Here is a 26,603-nt window from a genome sequence, read left to right as displayed (position 1 = left end):
CCCATGATACCGGGGTGACACTGTACTTGGAGAACTTATGGTGAATAATTCAGGATAATGATAGTCATATAAATTTGGAAGTCTGATTAAAATAGGGGCTCAAACCTTGTATTGGTGGCGATATCAAGGAAGTGCACCTGATTTAAATTTAATTGGCTTCTAAGTTTACGCTGTTGAAATGGTGAGAGGAAGGTTTACATGAATAATAAGAAAGAGCGTACTTTCTTCGGGCAGCCATGGGGCTTGTCCACCCTATTCTTTACGGAATTTTGGGAACGTTTTAGTTATTATGGGATGCGCGCTTTATTAATTTTCTACTTAATTGATAAAGTCTCAAATGGTGGTTTAGGCTTTGATACGGCCACTGGTGCATCGATTATGTCAATTTACGGTTCGTTAGTTTATATGTCCAGTGTGATCGGCGGTTTCATTAGTGATCGGCTATTGGGCAGTCGTCGTACAGTCTTTTGGGGCGGCGTACTGATCATGTTCGGGCACATTGTTTTGTCCTTGCCACTAGGGGCAGGTGCCCTATACGGTTCCATTGCTTTGATCGTGTTAGGGACTGGTTTGTTAAAACCTAACGTTTCAGAAATGGTCGGTACCTTGTATTCAGAAGAAGATGTCCGGCGTGATTCTGGCTTTACAATTTTCGTCATGGGGATCAATTTTGGTTCATTATTGGCACCTTATGTGGTCGGAACGATCGGTCAAACGTATAACTACCATTTAGGCTTTTCATTAGCCGCGATTGGGATGTTCTTTGGGTTATTACAATACTGGCATGGTGGTCGCCACTTAAACCCTGCAAGTATGCAACCTTCAGATCCAATTAAGCCAGAAGATCGGAAAGGCTTATTCCAACGTTTAGCATTGGTTTTAGTCGTTGTCGTTGTTGTATTAGGCGCAATGGCCGGTTTAAAGGCCTTCAACGTTAACAACGTGATCTTATTGATCAGTATTTTAGGGGTTGCCATTCCAGTTTGGTACTTCATTATGATGTTATCCAGCAAGAAGACGACTAAAGTTGAACGTTCACGCGTTTGGGCTTACGTACCGATCTTCATCGCCAGTGTCTTATTCTGGTCCATTGAAGAACAAGGCTCTGTTGTATTAGCCTTATTTGCCGCTAAACAAACGCAATTGAACCTTGGCTTTGTTAAGTTATTGCCAAGTTGGTTCCAAATGTTAAATCCATTATTTATTATTATTTACGGCCCAATCTTTGCATGGTTCTGGGTTAAATTAGGCAAACGCCAGCCATCAACACCGGCTAAGTTCTCATGGGGCTTACTTTTTGCTGGGTTATCCTTTATCGTCATGATCATTCCAGTCTCAATTCATGGCACAAGCTTCAAAGTTAGTGCTTTATGGCTTGTATTAAGCTGGTTGATCGTCGAAATTGGGGAAATGTTAATTTCACCAGTTGGTTTGTCAGCAACCACTAAGCTTGCACCAAAGGCCTTCCAATCACAAATGATGAGTATGTGGTTCTTAGGGGATGCAGCTGCCCAAGCGATTAACGCGCAGATTGTTAAGTTCTATACACCTGCAAACGAAATTGGTTATTTTGCCATTATTGGGATCATTACCATTGCCTTCGGGGTCATCATGTTTGCGATGGTACCAAAGATCAAAAAATTAATGGAAGGCGTTAATTAAGCCATTCCAACTCAAAAGTGTGCGACGCGATCCAAGCGCGCACACTTTTTTGCTGCCCACCTGGTAGAATAGACAGTGTGAAACGAGGTGAAAGAGATGCGTCAGGTTGCGATTATCAGTGATCTACATTTGGATTTAAATCAAATCGATGTGGATCAAGCGATTACGATCCAAGCCACTTATTTACGGGCACACCATTATCAAGATTATTTGATTGCAGGCGATCTGTTCAATGATTTTACGTTAACACAACAATTTATTCAGGCATTAGCCGCAAAGTTAGCACCTGATTGTCGTGTGTTTTTTATCGCCGGTAATCATGATATGGCACAACATGTGACCTATGCGCAACTGAATACTTGGCAAGATTCACACTATGTTCACCGGCGATTGATCACATTCCCAGGAACGGATTATGTGTTGATCGGCAATAACGGTTGGTATGATTACAGCTTGATGGATTATCAGCCACAAGTGAATCTGGCACAATGGAAAAAAACGTTTTGGTTTGATCAGCGCTTAAAGCAGCCTCAAACGGACCCTGAACGCTTTCAGCAAGAATTACAGATCACACACCAATTGTTGGAACAAGCGCGTCAAATGGATAAAAAAGTGTTGTTTATGACCCATTTTGTCCCACGCCGTGAGTTTGTACCTTACGGATTACCCGCACGATTACAACCGATGCTCGGGGTGCTGGGTTCGTGGCATTTAGGTGCCTTGTTAGCCGCTTATCAGGTACAGCATGTGGTGTTCGGCCATCTCCACCGTAAAATACAATCGGTTCACATTCAACAGACTGATTATCACAGCCGTCCTTTGGGGTATCATCGTCGGCGCCGCAATGAGTGGCGCTTTGGTACTGATTTTGCCACGGAATGGCAGCACACGTTAGGCACGATTTGGTTGCCAAGCACGCAGTACTAGATTTTCAAAAGCAGCAGTCAGTCGCTTTAAAAAAATCAAGTTTTTTTCACAGAGAGACTTGAATTTGAAACTGAATTCCGGTATAGTATCTAGTGTTGAAAAAGTTATGGAGGAGTAGCGAAGTGGCTAAACGCGGCGGACTGTAAATCCGCTCCTTCGGGTTCGGTGGTTCGAATCCACTCTCCTCCATTTTTTATAATTGGGATATAGCCAAGTGGTAAGGCATCAGACTTTGACTCTGACATGCGCTGGTTCGAATCCAGCTATCCCAGTCAGTGGACGTCAGCGTGGGCTGGCGTTTTTTGGTACCGTGATTTGAATGTTATGTGGAAAGTGAGGCAAGCAAATGAAGCTTGGTTTTATTGGTGCAGGGCATATGGCCCAGGCGTTAATGTTAGGTTTTAAGCGGCAGCAAACCCAGTCAGTGACCATTACGGTTCATAGCACACATCAAACAAGTTACGAACCTTTTGCAGCGACAAACGGGTTTCAGGCCGCGGCGAGTAATGAAGCTGTATTGGCACAAAGTGAGGTGGTTTTCCTCGCCGTTCCAGCAGCAGCCACCGTTGCGTTGTGTCAAGCACTGGCGCCAGTTTTAAAACCGAATACCATTTTAGTATCGGTTGCAGGCGGCGTGTCCTTAGCCCAGATCAGCCATGTGGTACCGGCTGCCCAAGTGCTGCGGGTCATGCCTAATGTTAACGTTGCAATCAATCAGGGGATGACAGCCTTGGCTGCGCCTGAAGTGATGACGCCAGCGGTTTATCAAAAAGTAGTTGCGCTAATGGAGACGCTAGGGGCAACCGTCACGTTGCCAGAGGCTAATTTTCCAATTTTTAGCGCCATTGCAGGCAGTGCGCCGGCTTACGCCGATTTATTTATTGACGCCTTGGCGCGTGCTGGGGTTAAATATGGGTTAACGAAGGTAGCAGCTGATCAAATTGCTGCGCAAACGGTTCGTGGCAGTGCGCAGAATTTGTTAGAAAATCAATTGGCACCTTGGTTGGCCATTGATCAAGTGTCCTCACCAGGTGGCACGACTGTGGCTGGTTTGTTGGCGATGGAACAGGCAGGCCTGATGTCGGCAGTGGTGGCAGGTATCGATGCAACAATTGCGAAAGAACAAGCACCGTCATAGTTGTCGTCCTTGCAGTTTTGGTCTATACCAGTTATACTGAGAGTATGCATTTACTGTTTCGGCAGTAAAAAAACTTAAAAAGGTGGAACCACAATGAGTGTAAAAGTCTTGAAACACGCCACGATTTATACTGGTGACGATATTATTGATGATGGGTATGTCCGGTTTGATAAACAAATCATTGCCGTTGGTCCAATGGAAGCGTTCAAAAATCAGCCAAACGAAGAAATCATTTTAGCCACTGGCAAAACCATTATTCCTGGTTTTATCGATGTTCATAGTCATGGTGGCTATGGCTATGATGCCATGGATGGTAATGCAGACGAAATCGATAAAATGGTGCGGATCATGACAGCCAAAGAAGGCATCACGACTTACTTCTGTACCACAATGACACAATCCAATGCGAACATTGAAAAGGCCATGCGTGGGGTAAACGAGGCTGCTAAACGCAACCCAGTGATCCAAGGGGTTCATTTGGAAGGACCATTTATTTCAGCGAAGTATAAAGGCGCACAACCTGAAGAATACATCAAAGATCCCAACCCAGAATTGTTGGATCATTGGAATGAATTGGCAGGCGGCTTGGTCAAATTGATTACTTACGCGCCTGAAGATGATCATTCACGTGAGTTTGAAGATTATTGTTTAAGCCATGGCATTGTGCCAGCCGTTGGCCATAGTAATGCCACACGGGAACAATTGTTGCACTCTAAAGCAGGCCATGCGACACATTTGTACAACGCACAACGCGAATTCAAACATCGTGAACCTGGTGTAACAGGCCATGTCATGTTAGAAAATAACATGTACGCTGAATTGATCATGGATGGTTTCCACATTGTCCCTGATATGTTACAACTTGCCTTTGATCAAAAAGGACCAGAACGGGTTGAATTGGTAACAGATTCCATGCGTGCCAAAGGGATTGCTGAAGGCGAAAGCGAATTAGGCGGTCAAAAAGTTTACGTCAAAGATAAGCAAGCCCGTTTAGAAGATGGCACACTTGCAGGTTCTGTATTAAGTTTTGACGATGCCTTTAAGAACTGCATGAAGTTTACCGATGCTGACTTGTATGACGCTGTTTTAATGAGTTCTGTTAACCAAGCCAACGAATTTGGTTTAACCACAAAGGGCGGCATTGCTGAAGGTAAAGATGCTGACTTAAACATTATTGATAATTCATGTAATTTATTGTCAACTTATAGCTATGGTGAATTAGTCCCTAAAATGGATTAATCACTGATTAATACTGGAAAGTAGGTGGCGTTCATGGAATCGCCAGTATATATTCAAATTCACAATACCATTAAACGTGACATTGAAGCCGGTCGTTGGTCTATTGGAGATCGGATTCCCTCTGAACGTGAGTTAGCTGTTGATTTCGGTGTGAGCCGCATGACCTTACGGCAAGCGATTCAAACCTTGGTCGATGAAGGCATTTTAGAACGGCGGGTTGGCGCAGGTACTTATGTGGCCAATCAAAAAGTCCAAGAAAAAATGTCCGGCGTTACTAGTTTTACCGATATTATGCTCGCACAAGGTAAAACACCTTCCAGCCGAACCGTTTCGTTTCGGGTTGCCAATCCTTCCCTTTCTGAAAAAGAAAAGTTAGGGTTAGCCGATGATGAACAAGTATTACGGATGGAGCGGGTACGTTTCGCAGACAACGTGCCGATCAGTTTTGAAGTGGCAACTGTGCCAGAAACCTTGGTGCGCGATTTTAGTAAAGCTGAGATCACCAGCTCACTTTATCGGACGTTAGAAGATAAAGCGGGGTTGGTACTTGGCGGTGCGAAGCAAAATGTGACGGCACAGGTGGCTTCTGAACGAACATCAGAATTGCTGAGAATCAAACGTGGCGATCCAATTTTGCGGTTACGTCAGGTTTCATTTTTACAAAATGGTAAACCTTTTGAATATGTCCGGACCCAGTATGTCGGTGATCGTTTCGAATTTTATTTGGAACGCTAAATGATACAACAAAAAGACGGATTCACTACAAAATTTAGTTTTGTGGTGGGTTCGTCTTTTTGTTTAGCGGCTAATGATGCAGGTTAGTCTACAAATTGCCAACTATTTTGGCGGTAAGCTTGGTCCCAGAAATGCCATTCCAGTTCACAACTTTTTAGGAAGCGCTGCTGGACTTGCGCCAGTCGCGCTGGTCCGTATTGAGCTGCTTCACGATCCAGTAAAGCAAACAGACGATTGGTCAGGCTAGCCGGGTCTGTGGGGGACTGGCTATAAAAGTCGATCCAGTCTTTAAAAACGTTTTGATCTGTGGCAGCACCAGCGGCCGTTAAGGCGTTGCCGATTTGATTATAGGTCCAAGGACAAGGCAGCATGGCGGCTACAATGTCAATGAGATCCCCGGTACGAGCGGCATTATACATGTGCTCATTATATAAATAAGTCATTGGTGTTTGTTCGTCGTGTTGGACACTTTCGTAGGTGACCCCGGCGACCTGACAGAAATTGTGGTGGGGGTGAATCTCACTGTTTAAAATAAAATCAATTTGTGTGGCAAACAAACTCATTTCTTGACGGTTGGCACACTTTTGAATGGCCGCGGCATAAACCTTAATAAAGGCATTTAAATAATTAAAGTCTTGTCCAACATAGAACGTCAGCGCTTCCTTCGGGAGACTGCCTGCACCGATGCCTTGAACAAAGGGATGTGCCATGATCTGCTTGAGAATGGGTTGGCCTGCTGTTTTAAGTTGTGTTGAAAATGTCATCAAAAAATCCTCCTAACTGGTGATATTCAAATAACAACCGGCAGGAGGACATGCGTCCGTTTTTATAAGCTCACTTTCCTACGTTGGTGTTAACCAAGTCAGGTTCAAAGGGATTGACAAATGTCATCTCAGCAATAGCGCCCCTAGCGATTTATATTTGAATTACGTTCATACTAGCACAGGTTGATTCTGAAATAAAACGTTTTCTTTATTTCAGGTGCATTTGCTCACGTGGCGTGGGGTGGCCAAACCGGCGTCAAATCAGGGTGTGATGCGGTTGTTACACCTTGAAATAAAAGCGTTATTTCAAAGATTTTCGAATTTGTTTTTAGTGCAGACGCTTTACAGATTTTGTAAGAGATGTTATAACTAGGTTGTTCCAATGATTGCTAAAATTAAATATATCTGGGGTGCCATTTGGCTGAGATCATACTCATCGAACCTGATCTAATTAGTATTAGTGTAGGGAGATATTGAATAAAAATAATTCAAGCCATGTATTTTTGACACAAAGAATACATGGCCTTTTTTTATCCTCATAACGGTATATTTTTTGACGCAAATTTCAGAAAGGATGTTTGTTATGAAGGTAAAGCAGGTTGCTAAAACCAGATATCAACTGCGCGATATTGTGTTGATCGGCATTGTTGGCGTTTTTTGCGGAGCCATTTTTTTCACCACTGATTTGGCGTATAACGTATTGACCGCAGGCTTATCGGCGGTTGGGCTAGGCCCGATCGCCAATGAATTATTGATCGGCTTGTGGATGATTGCCGGACCATTAGCCGGTGTGTTGATTCGACGGCCAGGGGCGTGTGCGCTGGCAGAAATCTTAGGTGGTTTTGTGGAAATGTTACTTGGCGGAGAGTTCGGAGCTGCCGCTGTATTGGCCGGTGTGATTCAAGGAATTGGGAGTGAACTTGGGTTTGCAATCACTGGGTATCGACATTTTGACAAGTTAGGGCTCTTTTTAGCAACACTAACCGGAACCATTGTGACCTTTGGGTGGCGGTTGATCAGTGCGGGTTATTCAAAATATAGCTGGGGCTTCATTTTGTTACTGCTGGTGGTTCGTTTCATTTCTATCGGTTTTTTCTCAGGGATTTTAGTGCAAGGGGTTAGCCGATTAGTTGCGCGCTCCGGTATTTTACAGCATGATGTGTCAAAAGTAGGTTAAGGGATTTTCAGAAAGGATGTTAAAGATGAAAACACATGCAACGGCAACAAAGCAAGGTTACAAATTAAGAGATGTTGCGTTTATTGGGATTATTGGGGTCTTTTGTGGCGCGATCTTTTTTGCAACAGATCTGTCCTATAACGTTTTAACGGCGGCTTTATCAGTGATAGGGTTAGGCCCCGTGGCCAATGATTTATTGTTGGGTCTGTGGATGATTGCCGGACCGCTGGCGGCAATGCTGACTCGCAAAATTGGATCTTGTACGATTGCGGAAACCTTAGGCGGCTTTGTGGAAATGATTTTAGGTGGTCAGTTTGGGGCCGGTGCGATTTTATCGGGCTTAGTGCAAGGGGTCGGCAATGAACTTGGTTTTGCGGCCACGCGCTATCAGCGGTTTGATAAGTTTGGTCTGTTTTTGTCTACCATTACCAGTACCATTATTACCTTTGCCTGGAGCTTATTAAGCGAAGGTTATGCGAAATACAATGTTGGTTTTTTGGTCTTATTATTTGTTGTTCGTTTGATCTCAATTGGCTTCTTTGCCGGCGTTTTGGTTTATTGGATCAACAAACTAGTCGAAAAATCGGGGATCTTACAACGTGATTAGGGGTTTCGCACATGGATAAATTAGTCATCAACCACGTCACATTTCAGTATCGGCAAACGTCGGCAGCTGTTTTGCAGGATGTGCACCTTCAGTTAGCTCCTGGTAGCTTTAACGTGCTTTATGGGCCATCAGGCTCTGGTAAGTCTACTTTATTACGGCTGATTGCCGGCTTGTACCCTGAATATGGTGGTCATTTGACCCAAGGTGAGATTCTGATCGATGGTCAAAATATTGAGACTTGGACCACCCAACAAATGGCGCAGAAAGTGGCCATTTTATTTCAAAATCCACATGACCAATTTTCCATGCAAACAGTTGAACGAGAATTTATTTTCACATTGGAAAACTTAGGTGTGCCGGTTGCAACAATGGACGCTTTGATTGATCAGTCGTTACAACGTTTAGGCATTACAGCTTTACGACAACGCCATTTGACTACATTATCAGGTGGTGAATTACAAAAAGTGTCGTTAGCGATCACGTTAGCCATGGGCAGCGACTTGATTATTTTAGATGAGCCGTTTGCCAGCATTGATCTCAAATCGCGGCAAGCATTGCTACAGTTATTAAAGGAACTGCAACAAACAGAACATAAAACGATTTTGATCACCGATCATGATTTAAGTGGCTATCAAAATTTGATTGATCAGCTGTATCATTTTGAACACGGCCAAGTAACGCCAGTCGCAGACCCGGCCGCTGTTTTTAATACGTTTGCAACTTATCAGCAGGCCTTTCATTTTAAACTGCCAGTAGGGGAGGAACCTTTGCTGGAAATAACCCAGCTGGGGTTAAAGACACCGGCTAAAACGTTACTTGCAGCTACAAATTTAACGATTTTTAAAGGCAAACTTTGCCTGCTAACCGGTGAGAATGGCTGTGGCAAATCAACTTTTTTTGCCGCATTGACGCGATTGCACGATTTTGAGGGCACTATTTTGTATCAAAACCAAAGTATTCTAAAATATAAGGCCCGTGATTTTGCGAAGCAGGTGGCGCTGGTTTTTCAGGATGCACAATTGCAATATTTAAAGCTCACGTTGCAGGAGGAATTGGCACTTAGCTTGAAGCACGCGCGGTTCCCCGAACTTTGGGATGATGCGGTGCTGACGGATTATTTGACCCGCCTGCATTTAGACCAGTTACGTGAGCAGGTGATCTATCAATTGTCAGGGGGGCAAAAAAAGAAACTACAAATTTTGGAAATGCTGATTTTAGGCAGTCCAGTGTTGTTAATGGATGAACCGCTGGCCGGTTTAGACATTGACTCCCTGCAAGTGGTGATCGATTTGGTCCGCACCATGGCGCAAAAACAGCAACAAACGATTATTATGATCAGTCATCAATTAAGTGGCTTACAAGCCTATTTTGACTATCATTTAACCTTGGCAGATCATCAATTAACGTATACGGAGCTGATAACTGTTAACAAAAACATAGAATAACATTGAATTAGGTCGAAACATGTCATTCATAGAGATCAGTTTAAAAATGTAGATATGAATGACGCTAAAAAAATAAAATAGCAGAACAGTAGACCTTTTCGTCAAAACCCTGTATGGTGAAGCTAATCACAAGCGGGAGGGTATTCATATGATGCAAACAGTAAAAGTTAAATTATATCCGAATGCCACCATGCGCCGTGTTTTGGCGCAACTTTGTGATTATCGCCGATATTGCTGGAATCAAGGTCTTGCCACTTGGAATGCAATGTACGATAGTTCGCAAATCATGGCTGATAAGAAATTGTGTCCAACTGCGCATAAAGTGCGTGACGAATTAGTTGCAAATAAGCAAGACTGGCAATATCAGTTGTCAGCGCGCTGTTTACAGTTAGCCATCACTGACTTAAGCAAAGCCTGGCAAAACTTTTTTGATCAGTCCCTGCCAGACTGGGGAAAGCCACATTTCAAATCCAAAAAAGCACCGCGTCAGGGTTTTAAAACGGATCGTGCCAAAATTGTTAATGGTCGCTTGCGGTTAGATAGGCCACAAGATACAAAGATTTGGCATGATATTCCGTTTCGTGGTAATCGTCATTTAAACGGTACTTTAAAAGTAGTTTCCATTTACCGTGAAAACGGTACTTATTGGGCAAGTTTGCCATTTGAAGTCACTGACATCATGTCCAAACCTAAAACAGGACAGGTGACCGGGGTTGACGTAAACGTAGGCCATCTGAATTATATCGACGGTATTTTCAATGTTTGTCCTCAGCGGTTACAACGACTTTATCAGCGTATTAAGCATTACCAACGTGCATTAGCCCGTAAACGAGTGGCAAATGGTCACATCAAAGGCACTAAAAGTAAAAATTACGCCCAAACGAAAGCCAAGTTACAGCGTGATTACCGGAAAGTGGCCAATATTCAACACGATTTGACACAGAAATTTACCAATTATTTGGTAAGCCGGTATGACAAAATCGTGATTGAAGACCTAGATGTGAAAAAAATGCAAATGACCCATATTGCTTCAAAAGGTTTACAACGCTCATTGTTCGGCTATTTTAGACAAGTTTTAACTTATAAGTGTGACTGGTACGGCAAAACATTACTTTTAGCGGATCGGTATTATCCCAGTACCCAGCGTTGTTCGAATTGTGGACACGTTAAAAAAGGGGCGGATAAACTTGGTTTGCACGGGAATGCTAAACATCAAACAAAACACCACGAATATGTTTGTTATAAATGCGGTGTCACGTTAGATCGTGATGAAAATGCCGTTCAAAACCTATCACAACTCGCACTTTAAAATAATTAAAAAGGGGGAAGGCTATGCCCTTAAGCTTCAAGAGTTAGTCCCTGCGATTACCCGTTTTTCGGCTATCGGAATACTAATGATGACGGAAGCAAACAAAATTCGGAAAGGAAAACTATACTTCTTTCTCATTATGTTTGATGACATAATTCTACATTTTGTATAGCAGGTGTTGGCACATGAATCCATCCGTTAAACTAGGCGTTGTGTTGTTTATTAGTTTTGAAATTGCGTTTGTCCAAACGATTACGACTAACGTGGTGATTGCAGTGGTGGCGGCGTTATATCTGATTGCTAAGCGGATTTCGGTGAAGCGTTTTGCCTGGCTTTTGATTGTCCCAATTATTCCAGTTTTAGGGACTTGGCTCTCATTTTATTTTCATGGAACCGGCGATGCCATGCATAGTGCTTGGTTGCTGTCCACCCGTGTGTTTGCTTATATTTGGCTGGGAGGCGTGCTGACCTTTACGTGTACGCCGGATGAATTACTCGGTTCTTTGGAACAAAATTGTCATTTACCCGCCAAGTTTGTTTATGGGATGCTAGGAGCTTTTAACTTTGCGCCACAGGTGACGCAGGCGGTGAAGCAGATCAAAACGGCCGCCTTAATGCGTGGCGAAGTGCTGCACGTCTGGTCACCTCAAATTTTCTTTAAGGCCGTTTTACTATCATTACGGTGGTCCGACAATTTAGCCCAGTCCATGCAATCTCATGGCTTTAATGAGACCACCCAACGCACCCACTACCAACGCTTTGTCATTCCAGCGTGGAATTGGGGGTTGGCCTTTGTGTTACTCGCCGGAGTACAATTTTTTACCTTCGGCCATTTTAAATAACGGGTTCATTTTTTTAATTAAATATACACATCCAAAAAAACGCTTCGACTTTTAAAGTCGAAGCGTTTTTGATAGCGAATCGCTTATTTACTTAATTTAGAAGCAGCTGCTTCGTCAATGATAACCGTCACGTTATCGCGTTTTTGTAAAATTGAAGCTGGGCAATCAGGTGTGACAGGGCCTTCGATCATGCCTTTAACAGCATCAGCCTTTTCTTCGCCCCAAGCCATCAAAACAAGTTGTTTTGACTTCATGATTGAGCCGATTCCCATTGAGTAAGCGTACTTAGGCACGTCTTCTTCTTTATCAAAGAAGCGAGCGTTGGCATCGATGGTTGATTGCGTTAATGGCACTTTACGTGTTTCAGCATCGATTGGTGAACCAGGTTCGTTAAAACCGATATGACCGTTACGACCTAAGCCTAAAACTTGCAAGTCGATTGGGTTATCGGCGATAATTTTGTTGTAACGAGTTGTTTCTGCATCAGCGTCTGTTGCTAAGCCGTTTGGAACGTAGCTTTTAGCAAATGGCTTTTTGTCGAATAAGTTTTCTTGCATGAAACGGTGGTAGCTTTGTTCGTTATCGGCAGGAAGGCCAACGTATTCGTCTAAGTTAACAGAAGTTAATTTAGAAAAATCAACGTCGCTTGCAACTAAGTTCTTGTACATTTCAACAGGTGTGCTACCAGTGGCTAAACCAAAGACCTTTGCACCATTCTTAACTGCTTCGCGGATCATGTCGGCTGCTTTAGCGCCGCCTTCAACGTCGTTCTTAACTACAATAACATCCATTATTGAGAAACCCCTTTTCATCAAGTTCTTTATTTACTGGTATAGTCCAATTATAGGCGCTCCTGAAATTTTAGTCAAGTTTTTTAGCGACTTTTTTGAAAGTTTTTATGAAAGTAGGTGAGGCCCCCTTCTAAAATGGATCCTAATCGACAGACCTGAATCAACTCGTAACGTAACATTTTTTGTGTCAACTGTGCCAGTAAAAGGGCTTGGTACACTGCCTTAAATAAAATCTGTTGCACTTATAACGAGTGAGAAGCTTGTTATATTAGTATCAATTAAGGCTGGCGATGGTTGTATGTGAAAGAAAACGCTAGCAAATGCCGCTAATTCAGGCTTTGGCACGGACAAGTGTGCCAAAGCTATTATTGATGGCACACCGGAAAGCGGATACACTAATAACCGTAAACAAAAGACATATTCAGAAAGGAGTTTTAAGGATGGACGCAACAGTTACAAATAAAAAGAAAAAGTCATCGCTTAAAACAAAGGTTCAACGTTTAGGGAGTGCCTTGTCAAACATGGTCCTACCAAACATTGGTGCCTTTATTGCTTGGGGTTTAATTACTGCACTCTTTATTCCAACAGGTTGGTTGCCAAATGCGGCGTTAGCAAAATTAAGTACGCCAATGGTTACTTATCTTTTACCATTATTAATTGCTTTTACAGGAGGTAAAAACATTGCTGGTCATCGTGGCGGGGTCGTAGGGGCCATTGCCACAATGGGTGTCATTGTCGGGACTAACATCCCAATGTTCATTGGCGCAATGCTGATGGGCCCGCTCGGTGGTTACTGCATTAAGAAGTGGGACGAAAAAGTACAACCACACATTCATCAAGGTTTTGAAATGTTGGTGAACAACTTCTCCGCTGGTATTATCGGGATGTTACTCGCAATTGTCGGTTTCTTAGCCATCGGCCCAGTCGTTTCGACAGCCAGTGGTTGGTTAGCAACAGGTGTTGACTACATTATTTCCATTCATTTAATTCCATTAGCCAACGTCTTCATTGAACCTGCTAAGATCTTATTCTTGAACAATGCCATTAACCAAGGGATCTTAACACCATTAGGGATTCAAGCAGCTGCTAAAGCAGGGAAATCAATTCTCTTCTTACTTGAACCAAACCCAGGTCCTGGTCTTGGGGTCTTGCTTGCATTTGCTATTTTTGGGAAAGGCACAGCCAAGTCTTCTGCACCAAGTGCGATCATCATCCAATTCTTAGGTGGGATCCACGAAATCTACTTCCCATATATTTTAATGAAACCTGCTTTGTTCTTATCTGTTATCGCAGGTGGTGTAACAGGTACTTTCACATTTAACATGTTAGGTGCTGGTTTAAAAGCTTCTCCTTCACCTGGTTCAATCATCTCTATCTTATTGATGACACCAAAAGGAATTGGCAACTTCATCTCCGTCTTAGCTGGGGTTGCGTTAGCAACGATTGTTTCCTTCTTGATCTCAATGGTCATTTTAAAGCGGGACAAGAGTACTGGCGATGAATCTTTAGAAGCTGGTCAAGCACAAATGGCTGCTATGAAGAGCGCACCATCTGATACAGCTGATGCCAAGGCCATTTTATCTGGCGACAGTGTTAACAAGATCATCTTTGCTTGTGATGCCGGTATGGGCTCATCTGCAATGGGGGCTTCAATCTTACGGGATAAAGTTAAAAAGGCTGGTTTGGACTTATCTGTTACCAACACCGCGATTAGTAACTTATCCGATGAACCTGGTTTATTAGTTGTCACACAGGAAGAATTAGCAGATCGTGCACAAAAACAAACACCAAATGCAGTCCATGTTGCCGTTGAAAACTTCTTGAACAGTCCTAAGTATGACGAAATCGTCACAGGCTTGCGGACGAAAGAAGTTGCTGCAACCGATGCAGCACCAGCAACGGATACAACCGCTGCAACGACAGCCGCAACAACAACTGCTGATTTTGCCAAAGTCACAGAAATTGATTTTGTTCATCATGATCAAAAAGTTGGATCTGCTACCATGGCAATGTCAACCTTCCGTGGTGCTTTACGCAAAGCGGATAAAGAACATTACACGGTACGTAACGTTGGGGTCAACGAATTAAACGATGACGCATCTGTCTTAGTATTAGCAAGTCGTGAAACGGCGAAGCGGATCAAGTCACAATACGCTAACTTACAAGTGGTTGAAATTGCCAACTTATTAGATCCTGCTGAATACAATGATGTGATTGATGGCTTGAAGTAACGATAGAATGATTTGAGAATTGCGTCATTTAATGCTATAAATTAACAGAATGAGTTTATAGCAAAGAAGGTTGAAAAATGCTTTTCTCAGATCGTGAAACAACCATTATTCGGTTACTACTCGACAATGAAGACGGGCTGACCCGAGATGATCTCATCAAAAACTTACAAGTTAGTAAGCGGACTGTTTATCGAGAAGTGGCCAGTTTGGATAACTCACTGGCGCGGCTTCAGATTCGACTGGTCAAGCAAGACAATCGCTACCAGTTAGTTGGTGAAGCAGCCCAAATGGCAGAGTTGAAGCAACAAGTTCAACAGCAGCCACAACAGCAAGTCTTTGATGTGCGACGGCGTCAAAACGCCTTAACCGCGCGGTTGTTATTAACCAATGATGTGGTGACCATGCAACAACTTGCCGATGAGTTTAACGTTAGTGTTGCGACAATTGTGCAAGATTTGAACGCAATTGAGCCGATTTTCAAAGACTATCGTTTAGCCATCTCACGCAAAAAAGCAGCGGGTATCCAAGCCGTTGGTAAAGAAAGTAATCGCCGTCGGGTTCTGAGTGGGGTTTTAAATAGTGAGATCAACGAATACGAGTTCTTCGAATATTTAGAACATCCCAAAGCGCAGGCCCAACAGCTAGAATATAGTACCCGGTATTTTATTCAATTGCTGGATCAAAATTTATTAAAAATCAGTTTTCAAGCCATTAAGGGTTTGCAAGCGGCGCACTTTAATCAACTGGCTGACAGTCAATTGCAGCAGTTGATCATTGTGCTCACCGTTTCGGCCATGCGGATTCAGGCGCGCCAGTCTTTGGTGGAACTGAAGCATGTCGATCAAACGAAACTGTTTAAAGATCAGCGGCTTGCCATTGAACTTTTCAAACAATTTCCAGAAGCTGTCCGCACTCATGTCAACATGCTGGAATTAGCCTTTATGGCGCTCCAAATTCAAGGCATGAGTTTTGCGGTTCCTAAGAATATTATGTTGGAAAATTATGATTTGGTCCTGTCCTATCGGGTGCGGAACTTGATTCAGGAAGTGTCTAACCAATTCAATTGGGATTTTCGCCAGGATGATGTGCTATTTCAAGACTTAATGGCGCATTTAAGCGCCGCCTTGAAACGCTCCTACTCACAGATTCCTGAGCTGAACAATCCGATTTTACAACGGATCCAAACCGAGTATCAAAACTTATACGACATTGTGGCCCATAGTTTAACGCATGTTTTTCCGGACAATCATTTTGTTGCCGGTGAGATTGCTTACGTTGTGATCCACTTTGCCTCATCGTACGAAAAGAAAGTTCAAAAAACATCCCTGTCCGCGTTGGTCCTTTGTGCCAACGGAATCGGAACGGCAAAGATTTTGGAAACACGATTACGCCGTAATATTCCGGAGATAACACACTTTACTGTTTCGCGGGTGTTGGACTTAAATAATTTAGATCTGAGTCAATTTGATCTGGTTTTTTCCACCATTTTTCTACCAGGGTTTCCAATGAAGTACAAAGTGATCAGTCCCATGCTGTTGGCCAATGAAATCAAGGAGATCCGCGACGACATTGCGCAACATTATAGTTTAGCGGCGCCGGTTACGCCGCCTGAACCAGATTCTGATAAGTTAGCACAGAAAACACAAGATTTTCAAACGGCTTATCAAAGCATGCGTGCGGCGAATGATATTTTAGAAAATATCACCGTCCAAGATTTGACAAATTCGGCTGATCTTTTGACCACATTGACCCAAATTACCACCAGCTTAGATGGGGTTTTACTAACGGACCCAGAAGAAGTGGCACGCTTATTGTTACAACGCATGGAAAAGGCGCCAGTTGGGATCCCCAACACGCCCATGGCTTTGGTGCACACTACCTCAGACTTGGTCAAACGGCCGTTTTTCTCAATTTATAACTTAAGTCACGTGCTGCCGATCACTGGGATGGATGGTCAACCTGTGCAACTGAAACGGGTGCTGCTGATGGTGGGACCGGCGAAAATGAGCATCGTCGAAAATAGTTTAATGGGCAAAATTAGCGGATCAATCATTGAAAATGATCTGAATCTTGAAATTTATAAAACAGGCACGCAAGCAATTGTTTACCAGTTGATCAGCAGCCTGTTTTTAGATGAATTGCATATGTTAAATCGAAATGAAGTAGCCAGTCAATAGTTGAGGGTGCAGTCAAACTGCCATCCTCGCGAAAAATAGAGGAGGCTGTATCGGCATGGATGCACTAGATAAAGACTTGATTTTAGTCAATCAAGAGATTAAAACTAAAGAGGACGCCATTAAGGCCGCAGGTCAATTATTAGTTGATCACGGTTATGTGGAAGCACCTTACATCGACTCAATGATCGCACGGAATAAGGACGTTTCCGTTTATATGGGGAACTTCATTGCCATTCCGCATGGGACGGATGATGGGAAACAGTACATTAAAAAAACTGGGATCTCCATTATCCAAGTGCCATGGGGCGTTGATTTTTCCGACGATCCAGCGGATGAAAAGTTGGTGACCGTGGTCTTCGGAATTGCCGGCTTAAATGGCGAACATTTACAACTGTTATCACAAATTGCGCTGTTCTGCAGCGATATCAACAATGTTGAAAAATTAGCTGATGCACAATCAGCCGATGAAATTATTAATCTACTAAAGGAAGTTGAATAATGATGAAAGCAGTACATTTTGGTGCAGGAAATATCGGACGTGGTTTTATCGGCGAAACACTTGCCGCAAATGGGTTTAGCATTGATTTTGTGGACGTCAATGCAACCATCATCGATGCGTTAAACGCACGCGGTGAATATGACATTGAACTTGCCGCTGAAGGCCAAGAAAAAATTCACGTCTCAAACGTGAAAGGCTTAAACAACAAAGACCATCCTGAATTAGTCGTTGCTGCAATCGAAGAAACAGACTTGGTCACAACTGCCATTGGGCCTAAGATTTTACCTTTCATTGCCCCATTGATCGCAGATGGCATTAAAGGCCGTCAAACAACTGGTGACAAGGCAAAATTAGATGTGATTGCTTGCGAAAACATGATTGGTGGCAGCCAATTCTTGAAGCAAGAAGTTTATAAACATTTAAATGACGCTGAACAAGCTTATGCTGACGAATACATCGGCTTCCCTAACGCTGCCGTTGACCGCATTGTGCCAATTCAACACCATGAAGATCCTTTAGCTGTTTCAGTGGAACCTTTCAAGGAATGGGTTGTTGACGAATCACAAATGGAACGTCCTGACTTGAAGTTGACTAGCGTTGAATACGTGCCTGATCTGGAACCTTACATCGAACGTAAGCTGTTCTCTGTTAACACAGGCCATGCCACAGTTGCTTACACTGGTAAGTACAAAGGTTACACCACAATTGGTGAAGCCATTGCTGATCCTGAGATCTTCAAACAATTAGAAGGTGCTTTAAGCGAAACCCGTGACTTATTAAGCCATGAATTTGACTTTACCGTTGACGAATTAAAGGCTTACCAAGATAAAGTGGCTAGCCGTTTCCAAAACACGTACATCTCAGATGATATTTCACGTGTTGCGCGGACACCAATTCGGAAATTAGGCTATGACGAACGCTTCATCCGCCCAATTCGTTCTTTGAAAGAAAAAGGCTTGGACTACAGCGTCTTGTTAGATACAGTTGGCATGATCTTAACTTATGACGAACCCGCAGACGATGAATCTGTTAAGTTACAAGGTTTGTTAAAAGAAAAATCAGCTGACGCCGTTGTTCGTGAAGTCACTGGCTTGAAAGACGACGACTTGATCAACGAAATTGTTGCAAAATACAACGAAAAATTAGCTGCTAAATAAGCAGCAACTTTAAAAATCGGCGCGATCCTGTTAGGATTACGTCGATTTTTTTTAACTGTTATTCCTAACGTACCAGGACTTATAGCGCTTTCTTGTTAAAAACTTCACTTTTTTTGTGGTGTCAGGACAGAACTATATTATAATGGTTAATAACAATCGAGTGCGTCAGGTACTTGAACATTAGGGGATGCTGTTTAGCAAAGCTAAGATTGAATGAAGAACTTTCTCAGAAAATTGTGACACGATACCTCATAAAAACTAATGGAGACTGATCATGACAAACTTGTATCCGGATGATAGCTTAACGCTACACACTGATTTATATCAGATCAATATGATGTTAACGTACTGGCAACACAATATTCACAATCGGAAGGCTGTTTTTGAAGTGTTCTTCCGCAAAATGCCATTTGGCAACGGCTATGCGATTTTTGCAGGGCTCGAGCATGTGGTGCAGTACATTCAGCAACTCACTTTTAGCGACACGGACATTGCTTATTTACGCGAATCACAGGACTATCCTGAAGCTTTTCTAACCTATTTGGAAAACTTTAAATTTACGGGCACGATTCGCTCTGCTATTGAAGGGGATTTAGTCTTTAACGAAGAACCCATTTTGCAAGTAGAAGGCACGATCTTAGACTGCCAGCTGGTCGAAACAGCGATTTTAAATATCGTGAACTACCAAACCTTGATTGCTACCAAAGCAGCACGGATTAAGTCGATTGTCGGGACTGACGGCGTGATGGAATTTGGCACACGGCGGGCTCAGGAAATGGATGCGGCAATCTGGGGCACACGGGCAGCTTACATTGGTGGTTTTGACGCCACCAGTAATGTGCGAGCTGGCAAAATTTTTGGCATTCCCATTAGTGGCACCCACGCGCATTCTTTGGTGCAAGTTTACCGTAACGATTACGAAGGGTTTAAAGCGTACGCTGAAACCCATAAGGATTGCGTTTTCTTAGTCGATACTTACGATACCTTACGCAGTGGTGTACCCAATGCCATTCGGGTGGCCAATGAAATGGGCGATAAGATCAACTTCTTAGGAGTACGTATTGACTCAGGGGATATGGCCTATATTTCCAAACGAGTCCGGCAACAATTAGATGAAGCGGGTTATCCTGAAGCGAAAATCTATGCATCCAACGATTTGGATGAAAAGACCATTCAAAACTTGAAAATGCAACATGCCAAAATTGATGTTTGGGGAATTGGGACGAAACTGATCACCGCATACGGCCAGCCTGCCTTAGGTGGCGTCTATAAGTTGGTCTCGATTGAAGATGAAAATGGCAAGATGCAAGATACCATTAAATTGTCCAGTAACGCGGTGAAAGTGTCCACACCAGGTCGCAAGCAGGTGTGGCGGATCACACGCCAAGCTGACGGCAAATCAGAAGGGGATTATGTGACCTTCTGGGATGAAGAACCGTTGAAACAATCTAGTTTGTACATGTTCCATCCAAACTATACTTACATCAATAAAACCATTACCAACTTTAATGCTCGGCCATTGTTGCAAACGATTTTTGATAAAGGTCGGTTGGTGTATTCATTGCCGCCATTAAGTGCGATTCGGCGTTATGCAGCCGCTAACTTAGACTCCTTATGGGACGAATATCGGCGTGATTTGAACCCACAAAATTACCCAGTAGATCTGTCACAAAAGCTTTACGATCATAAGATGAAATTGGTGAAGTCCGTTCACCAAAAGGTCGCTAAGCACCCTGACTAAGCTTACAAGTTCATGTGAAGCAGCGCGTGGCGCTGCTTTTTTGATGTGCTATAATCGGCATAAACCTAATAGAAAGTAGGTCTTTATTGTGCGACCTTTACAAAAAGAAATTATTGCAGCGCTGAAAACACAACCTGAAATTGATCCTCAAGCTGAGATTCGCCGTAGTGTGACGTTTCTGAAAGCATATTTGAAAAAATATACCTTTGCCAAAAGTTTGGTGCTGGGGATTTCAGGCGGTCAAGATTCAACTTTAGCAGGCCGTTTAAGCCAGTTGGCCATTGATGAAATGCGGGCTGAAACTGGCGATGACAGTTACCGGTTTATTGCGGTGCGTTTGCCTTACGGCGAGCAAGCTGATGAATCAGACGCCATGGCTGCCATTGATTTTATGCAGGCGGACCAAACCTGCCGGGTCAATATTAAGCCAAGTGTCGATGCGATGGTAGCGGCGTTAACGGCTAACGATTTAACCATTAGTGACTTTAACAAAGGCAATATCAAAGCCCGGGCACGAATGATCGCGCAGTATGGTATTGCGGGTGCCAACCAAGGCGTGGTGATCGGCACAGATCATGCGGCAGAATCAATCACTGGTTTTTACACCAAGTTTGGGGATGGTGGCGCCGACTTAGTGCCACTTTATCGCTTAGACAAACGTCAAGGGAAAGCGATGTTGGCGGCCTTAAACGCACCAAAAGCGTTATATGAGAAAACGCCAACTGCTGACCTTGAAGAAGACCGCCCGGCACTGCCAGACGAGGTGGCGTTAGGGGTCCGTTATGATGATATTGACGATTATTTGGAAGGAAAAACAGTTGACACAGCCGTGGCCGAAAAAATTGAGGCGTGGTATTTGAAAACTGGGCACAAACGCCATTTGCCAATTACCGTTTTTGATGATTTTTGGAAGTAAGCAAAATAAAGCAGGGATTGCCGCGACTGAACAGGCCCAGCAATCCTTTTGATGCTGAAATTCTGTTAAACATATCACTTGCGTCAATCCGTTAGCATCCGGTATACTGAAGCTCAAGCATAGGGGAGTAACCAGCAGTTGCGTGGACAACTGGGGCAGCACCGTCAACAAGAATTGATTTCCGGTTCCGGTGTTGTCTGAAAAAGTGAGACTTATGAGTGTGGCCTTTTTGTCGCGCATGCATAGGTCTCATTTTTTGTATCATCATGCGGTAAAAATTTTGAACTGGAGGAATGGGTATGAAAAATCCAACCGAACGCCCAACTTATTATCGAATGACAACTGAAGCGGTTGTCCAACAATTTCAAACCGACTTGGAAGCAGGCCTCAGTCCGCATGAGGCCCAAGCACGGCTGACACAAAATGGCGCCAATCAATTAGTCGCCAAGTCTAAAAAAACGCTTGTCCAGCGGTTTATCGATCAATTTAAAGATTTTATGATCATTGTGTTACTGGTGGCAGCCCTGGTGGCAGCTTTTTCAGGGGAAGTCCCAGATGCCGTGATCATTTTACTGGTGGTTTTGCTAAATGCGGCTTTTGGTGTTTTCCAAGAAGTTCAAGCAGAAGCGGCCATCGATGCCTTAAAAGAAATGTCGGCGCCTCAAGCCCAAGTCCTGCGCAATAGCCAAGTGGTGACTGTTCCCAGTACAGATTTAGTGGTCGGCGATTTGGTACTGTTGGAAGCCGGTGCGGTGATTCCAGCCGATCTGCGCTTGGTGGAAGCACAAAATTTAAAGGTGGAAGAGGCGGCTTTGACTGGGGAGTCTGTTCCTGTGACCAAGCAAACAGCACCTTTAACCACCACCGATAAAATCAGTTTAGGGGACCAAACAAATTTGGCCTTTATGAACAGTAATGTGACCAATGGCCGTGGGTTAGGTGTGGTCGTGGCTACCGGCATGCAGACGGAAGTTGGTCGGATCGCTGGCATGTTGAACCAGGCTGATGAAACCAAAACACCTTTACAAGAAAACTTAAATCATTTAGGTAAAACGTTAACGTGGCTGATTTTGATCTTGGCCGTGGTGATTTTTGGCTTAGGGTTAATGAACCATCAAGCCAGCATTTTGAACATGTTATTGATTGCAATTTCGTTGGCGGTTGCGGCGATTCCAGAAGGCTTACCAGCGATCGTGACTGTGACGTTGGCCTTAGGAACGAAACGCATGGCCAAACGGCAAGCCATTGTGCGTAAATTGCCAGCAGTGGAAACGTTAGGCAGTACGGATATTATTGCGGCAGATAAAACGGGGACCTTAACGCAAAATAAGATGACAGTGGAACGGATTTTTGCCAATAATCAGCTGCAAAATGCCTTGGATTTTCCAGCGAGTTTTGAGCAACCTATTATGCAAGTCATGACCTTGGCCAATGATACCAAAATTGATCCTACCGGGGCGTTACTTGGTGATCCAACGGAAACCGCCTTGATTCAATACGGTTTAAACCAAAATTTAGCCGTTCAAACTTATTTAGGTCAGTTACCACGGGTGGCGGAAGTGCCGTTTGATTCGGAACGCAAGCTAATGACCACTATTCATCAGCTTGCCAATGGCCAGTATTTGATTGCGACCAAAGGTGCTCCAGATCAATTGTTACCGCGCACAATGCAGTATCAGTTAAAGGACCACGTACAACCGATGACGGACGAACAACGCAATCTGATTTTAAGCACAAATCAGCAACTGGCGCGGCAGGCATTACGCGTGTTAGGGATGGCGTATCGCGTGGTGGCTGAGTTACCTGCCACGATCACCACGGAAACCGTGGAACAAGATTTAATTTTTGCTGGTTTAGTCGGCATGATCGATCCAGAACGGCCAGAAGTGGCTGCGGCGGTCGCGACAGCCCGTGAAGCAGGCATTCGCCCATTAATGATCACCGGGGATCATCGGGATACGGCCACGGCAATTGCCCAACGGTTAGGCATTTTAAAACCGGGCCAAATGGACGCCGTGATCACCGGTGCTGAGTTGGATCAGTTAGATGATGCGACTTTTGCTCAAAAAGTCGGTCAGTATTCAGTTTATGCCCGGGTAGCGCCTGAACATAAAGTTCGAATCGTCAAAGCGTGGCAACAAAAGGGTAAGGTCGTTGCCATGACAGGGGATGGTGTGAATGACGCACCGGCGCTAAAAACAGCAGATATTGGCATTGGCATGGGAATCACTGGGACAGAAGTCTCTAAAAATGCGGCTGATATGGTATTAGCGGATGATAATTTTGCCACGATCGTGGTCGCCGTTGAAGAAGGTCGAAAAGTGTTTGCCAACATTCAAAAGGCGATCCAGTACCTGTTGTCAGCGAATTTAGGTGAAGTGTTAACCTTGTTCATGATGACGATTTTAGGCTGGCAGATCTTGGCACCGGTACAGATTTTGTGGATCAACTTGGTAACCGATACTTTTCCGGCCATTGCGCTGGGCATTGAGCCGATGGAACAGGATATTATGAAACACAAGCCACGGGGACGACAGGCCAACTTTTTATCGGGTGGGGTCACCCCTGCTATTTTGTACCAAGGGTTGTTAGAAGGTGGCTTGACCTTACTGGTGTATTGGCTGGGCATTACTTATCCGGTGCATGCCAACGCGCAACTAGCACATGCGGATGCATTGACCATGGCCTTTGCAACTTTAGGCTTGATTCAATTATTCCATGCGTTTAATGTGAAGTCCTTACACGGCACCTTATTCCGTAAGGAACGTTTTAAAAATCACACCTTTAATTGGGCCATTCTAGTCTCAGCACTGCTAATGGCGGCGACAATTTTACTACCGGGCTTCAATCAGTTGTTTCACGTCACACCATTATCCTTAAGCCAGTGGGGGACCGTGTTGGCAGGTGCGGGATCCATTATTGTGATCGTTGAAGTGGTAAAATTAGTGCAACGACGCGTTGCACAACGGCAAAGCTGATCAGGTGACAAATGCTGTGGCAACCGGTAGGCTTAAAACAGGTCAATGTGAAAGGTGGGGCAATATGACAAAACATTACGATACAATCGTTATTGGCGCTGGACCAGGTGGGTTAGCCGCTGCTTATGCGCTAAATGCAACCCAACAGGTACTGGTGGTTGAGGCCAATTTATGGGGCGGTACTTGCCCCAATGCAGGCTGTGATCCTAAGAAAATGTTGTATGGTGTGGTGGAAGCGAAGCGCCAAGGCCAACGTTATGCCAAAAGTGGCTTAGTTGGCACGGCACAAGTCGATTGGCCAGCGTTAATGACGTTTAAACACAGTTATACGGATCGTGTGCCAACCGGGACAGTGGCCGGGCTGACTCAGGCAGGCATCGACCATATTCATGGTCAGGCGCATTTTGTGGGAACCGATATGATCCAGGTGGATGGCACCAATTATACGGCCCAGCAGATTATTATTGCCACTGGTGCAACGCCAACCTTGCCAGATATTCCCGGGCAAACGGCTTTTCAAACGAGCACAGACTTTCTCAACTTAGCCCAATTACCTGCAAAAATTGGGTTTGTTGGCGCCGGTTATGTGGCCATTGAACTGGCTAATATTGCGGTGGAAGCTGGTGCAGAAGTGCATATTTTTCAGCATAATGAGCGCTTATTACGCGGCTTCCCTGCCAGTTATACCGAAAAGTTACGCCAAATTTTGCAGGCAAAAGGAATTCATTTTCACATGAACACCAACTTAACGGCACTAAAGGAAGCTGGCCAACAAGTGATTGTCACAACCGATACGCTGCCAGCCCTAACGTTAGATGCGATTTTTGCGGCGGCTGGTCGGCGCCCGCAGTTAGATGACCTGAATCTGTCAGACTTGGGCATTGCTACAAAACCCCAAGGCATCGTGGTCAATGAGCGGTTGCAAACCAACGTGCCAACGATTTATGCCATTGGGGATGCCGTGGCAAAACAGGTTCCGAAATTAACGCCAGTGGCAAGCTTAGAAGGCCGCTATGTGGCCCAAGTGATTTTAGGCCAAACCCAGGCGGCGATTACCTATCCAGCGATTCCACATACAGTGTTTGCTGGCCCTGAATTGGCCCAAGTCGGGGTAACGTTAGACGCTGCCAAACAAGCGCCAGAACAGTATATGATCCAAGAACAAGTGGTGGGCAACTGGTATACGTATCATCGGATTCAAGATCAAACCGCTGAAGTGACCACGATCCAAGATCGGACCACCGGCCAGCTGGTTGGTGCTGTTGTGCTGGCCATTAACGCAGAAGAATTGATCAATCATTTCGCAGCCTTGATCAGTAAGCACGAAAAACCGGAGACCCTACGCGACTGGATGCCAATTTATCCCAGCGTTGCCAGTGATTTAGGCTATTTTTACAGTAAGTAACACACGCGATCCTTTGCGAAGCAAAGATACAATAGAGCCTTTAGCTGGTGCCATGTTTCCTACGAGGGTGGTTGCGCCCGTAGGAATGGTCATCCTTCGGAAATCGGACCTTTGCGAAGCAAAGATACATTAGAGCAGTTAGAAGGGCCATGTTTCTGGCGTGACGGTTTTTGTCCGCCAGAATGGTCATCCTTCGGAAATCGGACCTTTGCGAAGCAAAGATACATTAGAGCAGTTAGAAGGTTTATCAATGTCCCAAGCAGATGATATTTTTAAGGCGATTGAAGCGGATCCCCAAAATCAGGAATTCACCCAACAAGGGATTCAACCGTTGTACCACGTTGAACCGCAGGCGAAAATTTTAATTATTAGTCAGGCCCCTAGTCGTAAGGCCCAAGCGTCCATGACATTTTGGGATGATCCTAGTGGTGATCGGTTACGCGATTGGCTAGGCGTTAGTCGGGATACGTTTTATCATTCCGGCAAATTAGGCGTGGTGCCACTGGATTTCTATTATCCGGGTAAAGGGAAAAGTGGGGATTTACCCCCACGCAAAGGTTTTGCTGAAAAGTGGCATCAACCGGTGTTAAGTTTAATGCCGGAAGTTGAGCTGACACTTTTAATTGGACAATATGCGCAAAAATATTACTTGCAAAAGCGGCGCCAAAAAACGCTAACGGCGACGGTCCAAGCTTATCAGGCTTATTTGCCAACTTATTTCCCGTTGGTGCATCCGTCGCCTTTAAATTACGGGTGGTTAAAGAAAAACCCTTGGTTTGAAGCACAAGTCTTACCGGTGCTACAGCAGCGGGTTCATCAATTGTTGCAATAAGAAGTCGTTACAATTTACGGCTTCTTTTTTG

General features: G+C 44.2%; 21 protein-coding genes, 2 tRNA genes and 2 riboswitches. Of the genes, 21 read left to right on the top strand and 2 right to left on the bottom strand.

The window, feature by feature from the left end:
* The first annotated feature begins 198 nt into the window (after positions 1-198).
* The 7 genes from FC07_RS15250 (at position 199) to FC07_RS15220 (ending at position 5,701) form a co-directional block, all read left to right on the top strand.
* Positions 199-1,662, top strand: a complete 1,464-nt coding sequence (locus FC07_RS15250; RefSeq protein WP_057905930.1) for a peptide MFS transporter — start codon at positions 199-201, stop codon at positions 1,660-1,662.
* Between the two features lie 96 nt (positions 1,663-1,758).
* Positions 1,759-2,589, top strand: a complete 831-nt coding sequence (locus tag FC07_RS15245) for a metallophosphoesterase (RefSeq protein ID WP_057905929.1) — start codon at positions 1,759-1,761, stop codon at positions 2,587-2,589.
* Between the two features lie 108 nt (positions 2,590-2,697).
* A tRNA-Tyr gene (locus FC07_RS15240) sits at positions 2,698-2,778 on the top strand.
* An 11-nt stretch (positions 2,779-2,789) separates the two neighbouring features.
* A tRNA-Gln gene (locus FC07_RS15235) sits at positions 2,790-2,861 on the top strand.
* A 74-nt stretch (positions 2,862-2,935) separates the two neighbouring features.
* Complete coding sequence (proC, locus tag FC07_RS15230) at positions 2,936-3,727, top strand: pyrroline-5-carboxylate reductase (RefSeq protein WP_057905928.1); 792 nt, start codon at positions 2,936-2,938, stop codon at positions 3,725-3,727.
* A gap of 93 nt (positions 3,728-3,820) precedes the next feature.
* The gene (gene nagA / locus FC07_RS15225; protein WP_057905927.1) at positions 3,821-4,966 is read left to right on the top strand and encodes an N-acetylglucosamine-6-phosphate deacetylase; all 1,146 of its coding nucleotides are present in this window, start codon (positions 3,821-3,823) and stop codon (positions 4,964-4,966) included.
* Positions 4,967-4,999: 33 nt separating this feature from the next.
* Positions 5,000-5,701 carry a GntR family transcriptional regulator gene (locus tag FC07_RS15220; protein ID WP_057905926.1) on the top strand — a complete coding sequence of 234 codons (702 nt, stop codon included), beginning with the start codon at positions 5,000-5,002 and terminating at the stop codon, positions 5,699-5,701.
* Between the two features lie 83 nt (positions 5,702-5,784).
* On the opposite strand, the gene tenA is transcribed toward FC07_RS15220, so the two are convergent.
* Positions 5,785-6,465, bottom strand: coding sequence for a thiaminase II (gene tenA / locus FC07_RS15215; RefSeq protein WP_057905925.1), 681 nt, complete (start codon positions 6,463-6,465; stop codon positions 5,785-5,787).
* Positions 6,466-6,523: 58 nt separating this feature from the next.
* A riboswitch (TPP riboswitch) is annotated at positions 6,524-6,620 on the bottom strand.
* A gap of 241 nt (positions 6,621-6,861) precedes the next feature.
* Positions 6,862-6,951, top strand: a riboswitch (TPP riboswitch).
* A gap of 97 nt (positions 6,952-7,048) precedes the next feature.
* Here tenA and FC07_RS15210 point away from each other — a divergent pair.
* The 5 genes from FC07_RS15210 to FC07_RS15190 all read left to right on the top strand — a co-directional run bounded on the left by FC07_RS15210 (position 7,049) and on the right by FC07_RS15190 (position 11,845).
* Positions 7,049-7,642, top strand: a complete 594-nt coding sequence (locus tag FC07_RS15210; RefSeq protein WP_057905924.1) for an ECF transporter S component — start codon at positions 7,049-7,051, stop codon at positions 7,640-7,642.
* A gap of 25 nt (positions 7,643-7,667) precedes the next feature.
* Positions 7,668-8,249 (top strand): ECF transporter S component, encoded by a 582-nt coding sequence (locus FC07_RS15205; RefSeq protein WP_057905923.1) that lies wholly within the window; start codon positions 7,668-7,670, stop codon positions 8,247-8,249.
* 11 nt (positions 8,250-8,260) lie between these two features.
* Positions 8,261-9,694, top strand: a complete 1,434-nt coding sequence (locus tag FC07_RS15200) for an ABC transporter ATP-binding protein (RefSeq protein ID WP_057905922.1) — start codon at positions 8,261-8,263, stop codon at positions 9,692-9,694.
* 148 nt (positions 9,695-9,842) lie between these two features.
* A complete protein-coding gene (locus FC07_RS15195) occupies positions 9,843-11,003 on the top strand; it encodes an RNA-guided endonuclease InsQ/TnpB family protein (protein ID WP_057905921.1) in 1,161 nt (386 codons plus the stop codon).
* Positions 11,004-11,188: 185 nt separating this feature from the next.
* Positions 11,189-11,845, top strand: a complete 657-nt coding sequence (locus FC07_RS15190) for an energy-coupling factor transporter transmembrane component T family protein (RefSeq protein WP_057905920.1) — start codon at positions 11,189-11,191, stop codon at positions 11,843-11,845.
* Between the two features lie 83 nt (positions 11,846-11,928).
* Here FC07_RS15190 and FC07_RS15185 read toward each other — a convergent pair whose 3' ends face one another.
* A complete protein-coding gene (locus FC07_RS15185) occupies positions 11,929-12,636 on the bottom strand; it encodes a glucosamine-6-phosphate deaminase (RefSeq protein ID WP_057905919.1) in 708 nt (235 codons plus the stop codon).
* Positions 12,637-13,076: 440 nt separating this feature from the next.
* Between FC07_RS15185 and FC07_RS15180 the strand changes: the two genes are divergently transcribed.
* From FC07_RS15180 to FC07_RS15140, 9 genes are all read left to right on the top strand, one after another.
* Entirely contained in the window at positions 13,077-14,867 is a 1,791-nt protein-coding gene (locus FC07_RS15180; RefSeq protein ID WP_057905918.1) for a PTS mannitol transporter subunit IIBC, read from the top strand.
* Between the two features lie 77 nt (positions 14,868-14,944).
* The gene (locus tag FC07_RS15175; protein ID WP_057905917.1) at positions 14,945-17,044 is read left to right on the top strand and encodes a BglG family transcription antiterminator; all 2,100 of its coding nucleotides are present in this window, start codon (positions 14,945-14,947) and stop codon (positions 17,042-17,044) included.
* A gap of 55 nt (positions 17,045-17,099) precedes the next feature.
* Entirely contained in the window at positions 17,100-17,543 is a 444-nt protein-coding gene (locus FC07_RS15170) for a PTS mannitol transporter subunit IIA (RefSeq protein WP_057905916.1), read from the top strand.
* Entirely contained in the window at positions 17,543-18,700 is a 1,158-nt protein-coding gene (locus FC07_RS15165) for a mannitol-1-phosphate 5-dehydrogenase (protein WP_191981105.1), read from the top strand. The genes FC07_RS15170 and FC07_RS15165 overlap by 1 nt, the downstream gene beginning before the upstream one ends.
* A gap of 274 nt (positions 18,701-18,974) precedes the next feature.
* Positions 18,975-20,441, top strand: a complete 1,467-nt coding sequence (locus tag FC07_RS15160) for a nicotinate phosphoribosyltransferase (RefSeq protein ID WP_057905915.1) — start codon at positions 18,975-18,977, stop codon at positions 20,439-20,441.
* An 88-nt stretch (positions 20,442-20,529) separates the two neighbouring features.
* Positions 20,530-21,357 carry an ammonia-dependent NAD(+) synthetase gene (gene nadE, locus FC07_RS15155; RefSeq protein ID WP_057905914.1) on the top strand — a complete coding sequence of 276 codons (828 nt, stop codon included), beginning with the start codon at positions 20,530-20,532 and terminating at the stop codon, positions 21,355-21,357.
* Positions 21,358-21,656: 299 nt separating this feature from the next.
* Positions 21,657-24,335: a cation-translocating P-type ATPase gene (locus FC07_RS15150; protein WP_083483359.1), complete on the top strand. Its 2,679-nt coding sequence runs from the start codon at positions 21,657-21,659 to the stop codon at positions 24,333-24,335.
* Between the two features lie 64 nt (positions 24,336-24,399).
* Positions 24,400-25,740 carry a dihydrolipoyl dehydrogenase family protein gene (locus FC07_RS15145; protein WP_057905913.1) on the top strand — a complete coding sequence of 447 codons (1,341 nt, stop codon included), beginning with the start codon at positions 24,400-24,402 and terminating at the stop codon, positions 25,738-25,740.
* Between the two features lie 250 nt (positions 25,741-25,990).
* Positions 25,991-26,572 carry a uracil-DNA glycosylase family protein gene (locus FC07_RS15140; protein ID WP_057905912.1) on the top strand — a complete coding sequence of 194 codons (582 nt, stop codon included), beginning with the start codon at positions 25,991-25,993 and terminating at the stop codon, positions 26,570-26,572.
* The last annotated feature ends 31 nt before the right edge of the window (positions 26,573-26,603 follow it).

Source organism: Loigolactobacillus bifermentans DSM 20003, assembly GCF_001434575.1.
GTDB classification, from domain to species: Bacteria; Bacillota; Bacilli; order Lactobacillales; family Lactobacillaceae; genus Loigolactobacillus; species Loigolactobacillus bifermentans.
The sequence above is the reverse complement of the archived record's forward strand: the minus strand, read 5'-3'. Positions and strand labels throughout refer to the sequence as shown.

Excerpts from the sequence above, each read along its gene's own strand:
- FC07_RS15145 (WP_057905913.1), top strand. The coding sequence starts at position 24,400 with ATGACAAAACATTACGATACAATCGTTATTGGCGCTGGACCAGGTGGG.
- tenA (WP_057905925.1), bottom strand. The coding sequence starts at position 6,465 with ATGACATTTTCAACACAACTTAAAACAGCAGGCCAACCCATTCTCAAG.
- FC07_RS15180 (WP_057905918.1), top strand. The coding sequence starts at position 13,077 with ATGGACGCAACAGTTACAAATAAAAAGAAAAAGTCATCGCTTAAAACA.
- FC07_RS15140 (WP_057905912.1), top strand. The coding sequence starts at position 25,991 with ATGTCCCAAGCAGATGATATTTTTAAGGCGATTGAAGCGGATCCCCAA.
- FC07_RS15200 (WP_057905922.1), top strand. The coding sequence starts at position 8,261 with ATGGATAAATTAGTCATCAACCACGTCACATTTCAGTATCGGCAAACG.
- FC07_RS15170 (WP_057905916.1), top strand. The coding sequence starts at position 17,100 with ATGGATGCACTAGATAAAGACTTGATTTTAGTCAATCAAGAGATTAAA.
- FC07_RS15210 (WP_057905924.1), top strand. The coding sequence starts at position 7,049 with ATGAAGGTAAAGCAGGTTGCTAAAACCAGATATCAACTGCGCGATATT.
- FC07_RS15205 (WP_057905923.1), top strand. The coding sequence starts at position 7,668 with ATGAAAACACATGCAACGGCAACAAAGCAAGGTTACAAATTAAGAGAT.
- FC07_RS15185 (WP_057905919.1), bottom strand. The coding sequence starts at position 12,636 with ATGGATGTTATTGTAGTTAAGAACGACGTTGAAGGCGGCGCTAAAGCA.
- FC07_RS15150 (WP_083483359.1), top strand. The coding sequence starts at position 21,657 with ATGAAAAATCCAACCGAACGCCCAACTTATTATCGAATGACAACTGAA.
- proC (WP_057905928.1), top strand. The coding sequence starts at position 2,936 with ATGAAGCTTGGTTTTATTGGTGCAGGGCATATGGCCCAGGCGTTAATG.
- FC07_RS15160 (WP_057905915.1), top strand. The coding sequence starts at position 18,975 with ATGACAAACTTGTATCCGGATGATAGCTTAACGCTACACACTGATTTA.
- FC07_RS15250 (WP_057905930.1), top strand. The coding sequence starts at position 199 with ATGAATAATAAGAAAGAGCGTACTTTCTTCGGGCAGCCATGGGGCTTG.
- FC07_RS15195 (WP_057905921.1), top strand. The coding sequence starts at position 9,843 with ATGATGCAAACAGTAAAAGTTAAATTATATCCGAATGCCACCATGCGC.
- FC07_RS15175 (WP_057905917.1), top strand. The coding sequence starts at position 14,945 with ATGCTTTTCTCAGATCGTGAAACAACCATTATTCGGTTACTACTCGAC.
- FC07_RS15220 (WP_057905926.1), top strand. The coding sequence starts at position 5,000 with ATGGAATCGCCAGTATATATTCAAATTCACAATACCATTAAACGTGAC.
- nagA (WP_057905927.1), top strand. The coding sequence starts at position 3,821 with ATGAGTGTAAAAGTCTTGAAACACGCCACGATTTATACTGGTGACGAT.
- FC07_RS15245 (WP_057905929.1), top strand. The coding sequence starts at position 1,759 with ATGCGTCAGGTTGCGATTATCAGTGATCTACATTTGGATTTAAATCAA.
- FC07_RS15165 (WP_191981105.1), top strand. The coding sequence starts at position 17,543 with ATGATGAAAGCAGTACATTTTGGTGCAGGAAATATCGGACGTGGTTTT.
- FC07_RS15190 (WP_057905920.1), top strand. The coding sequence starts at position 11,189 with ATGAATCCATCCGTTAAACTAGGCGTTGTGTTGTTTATTAGTTTTGAA.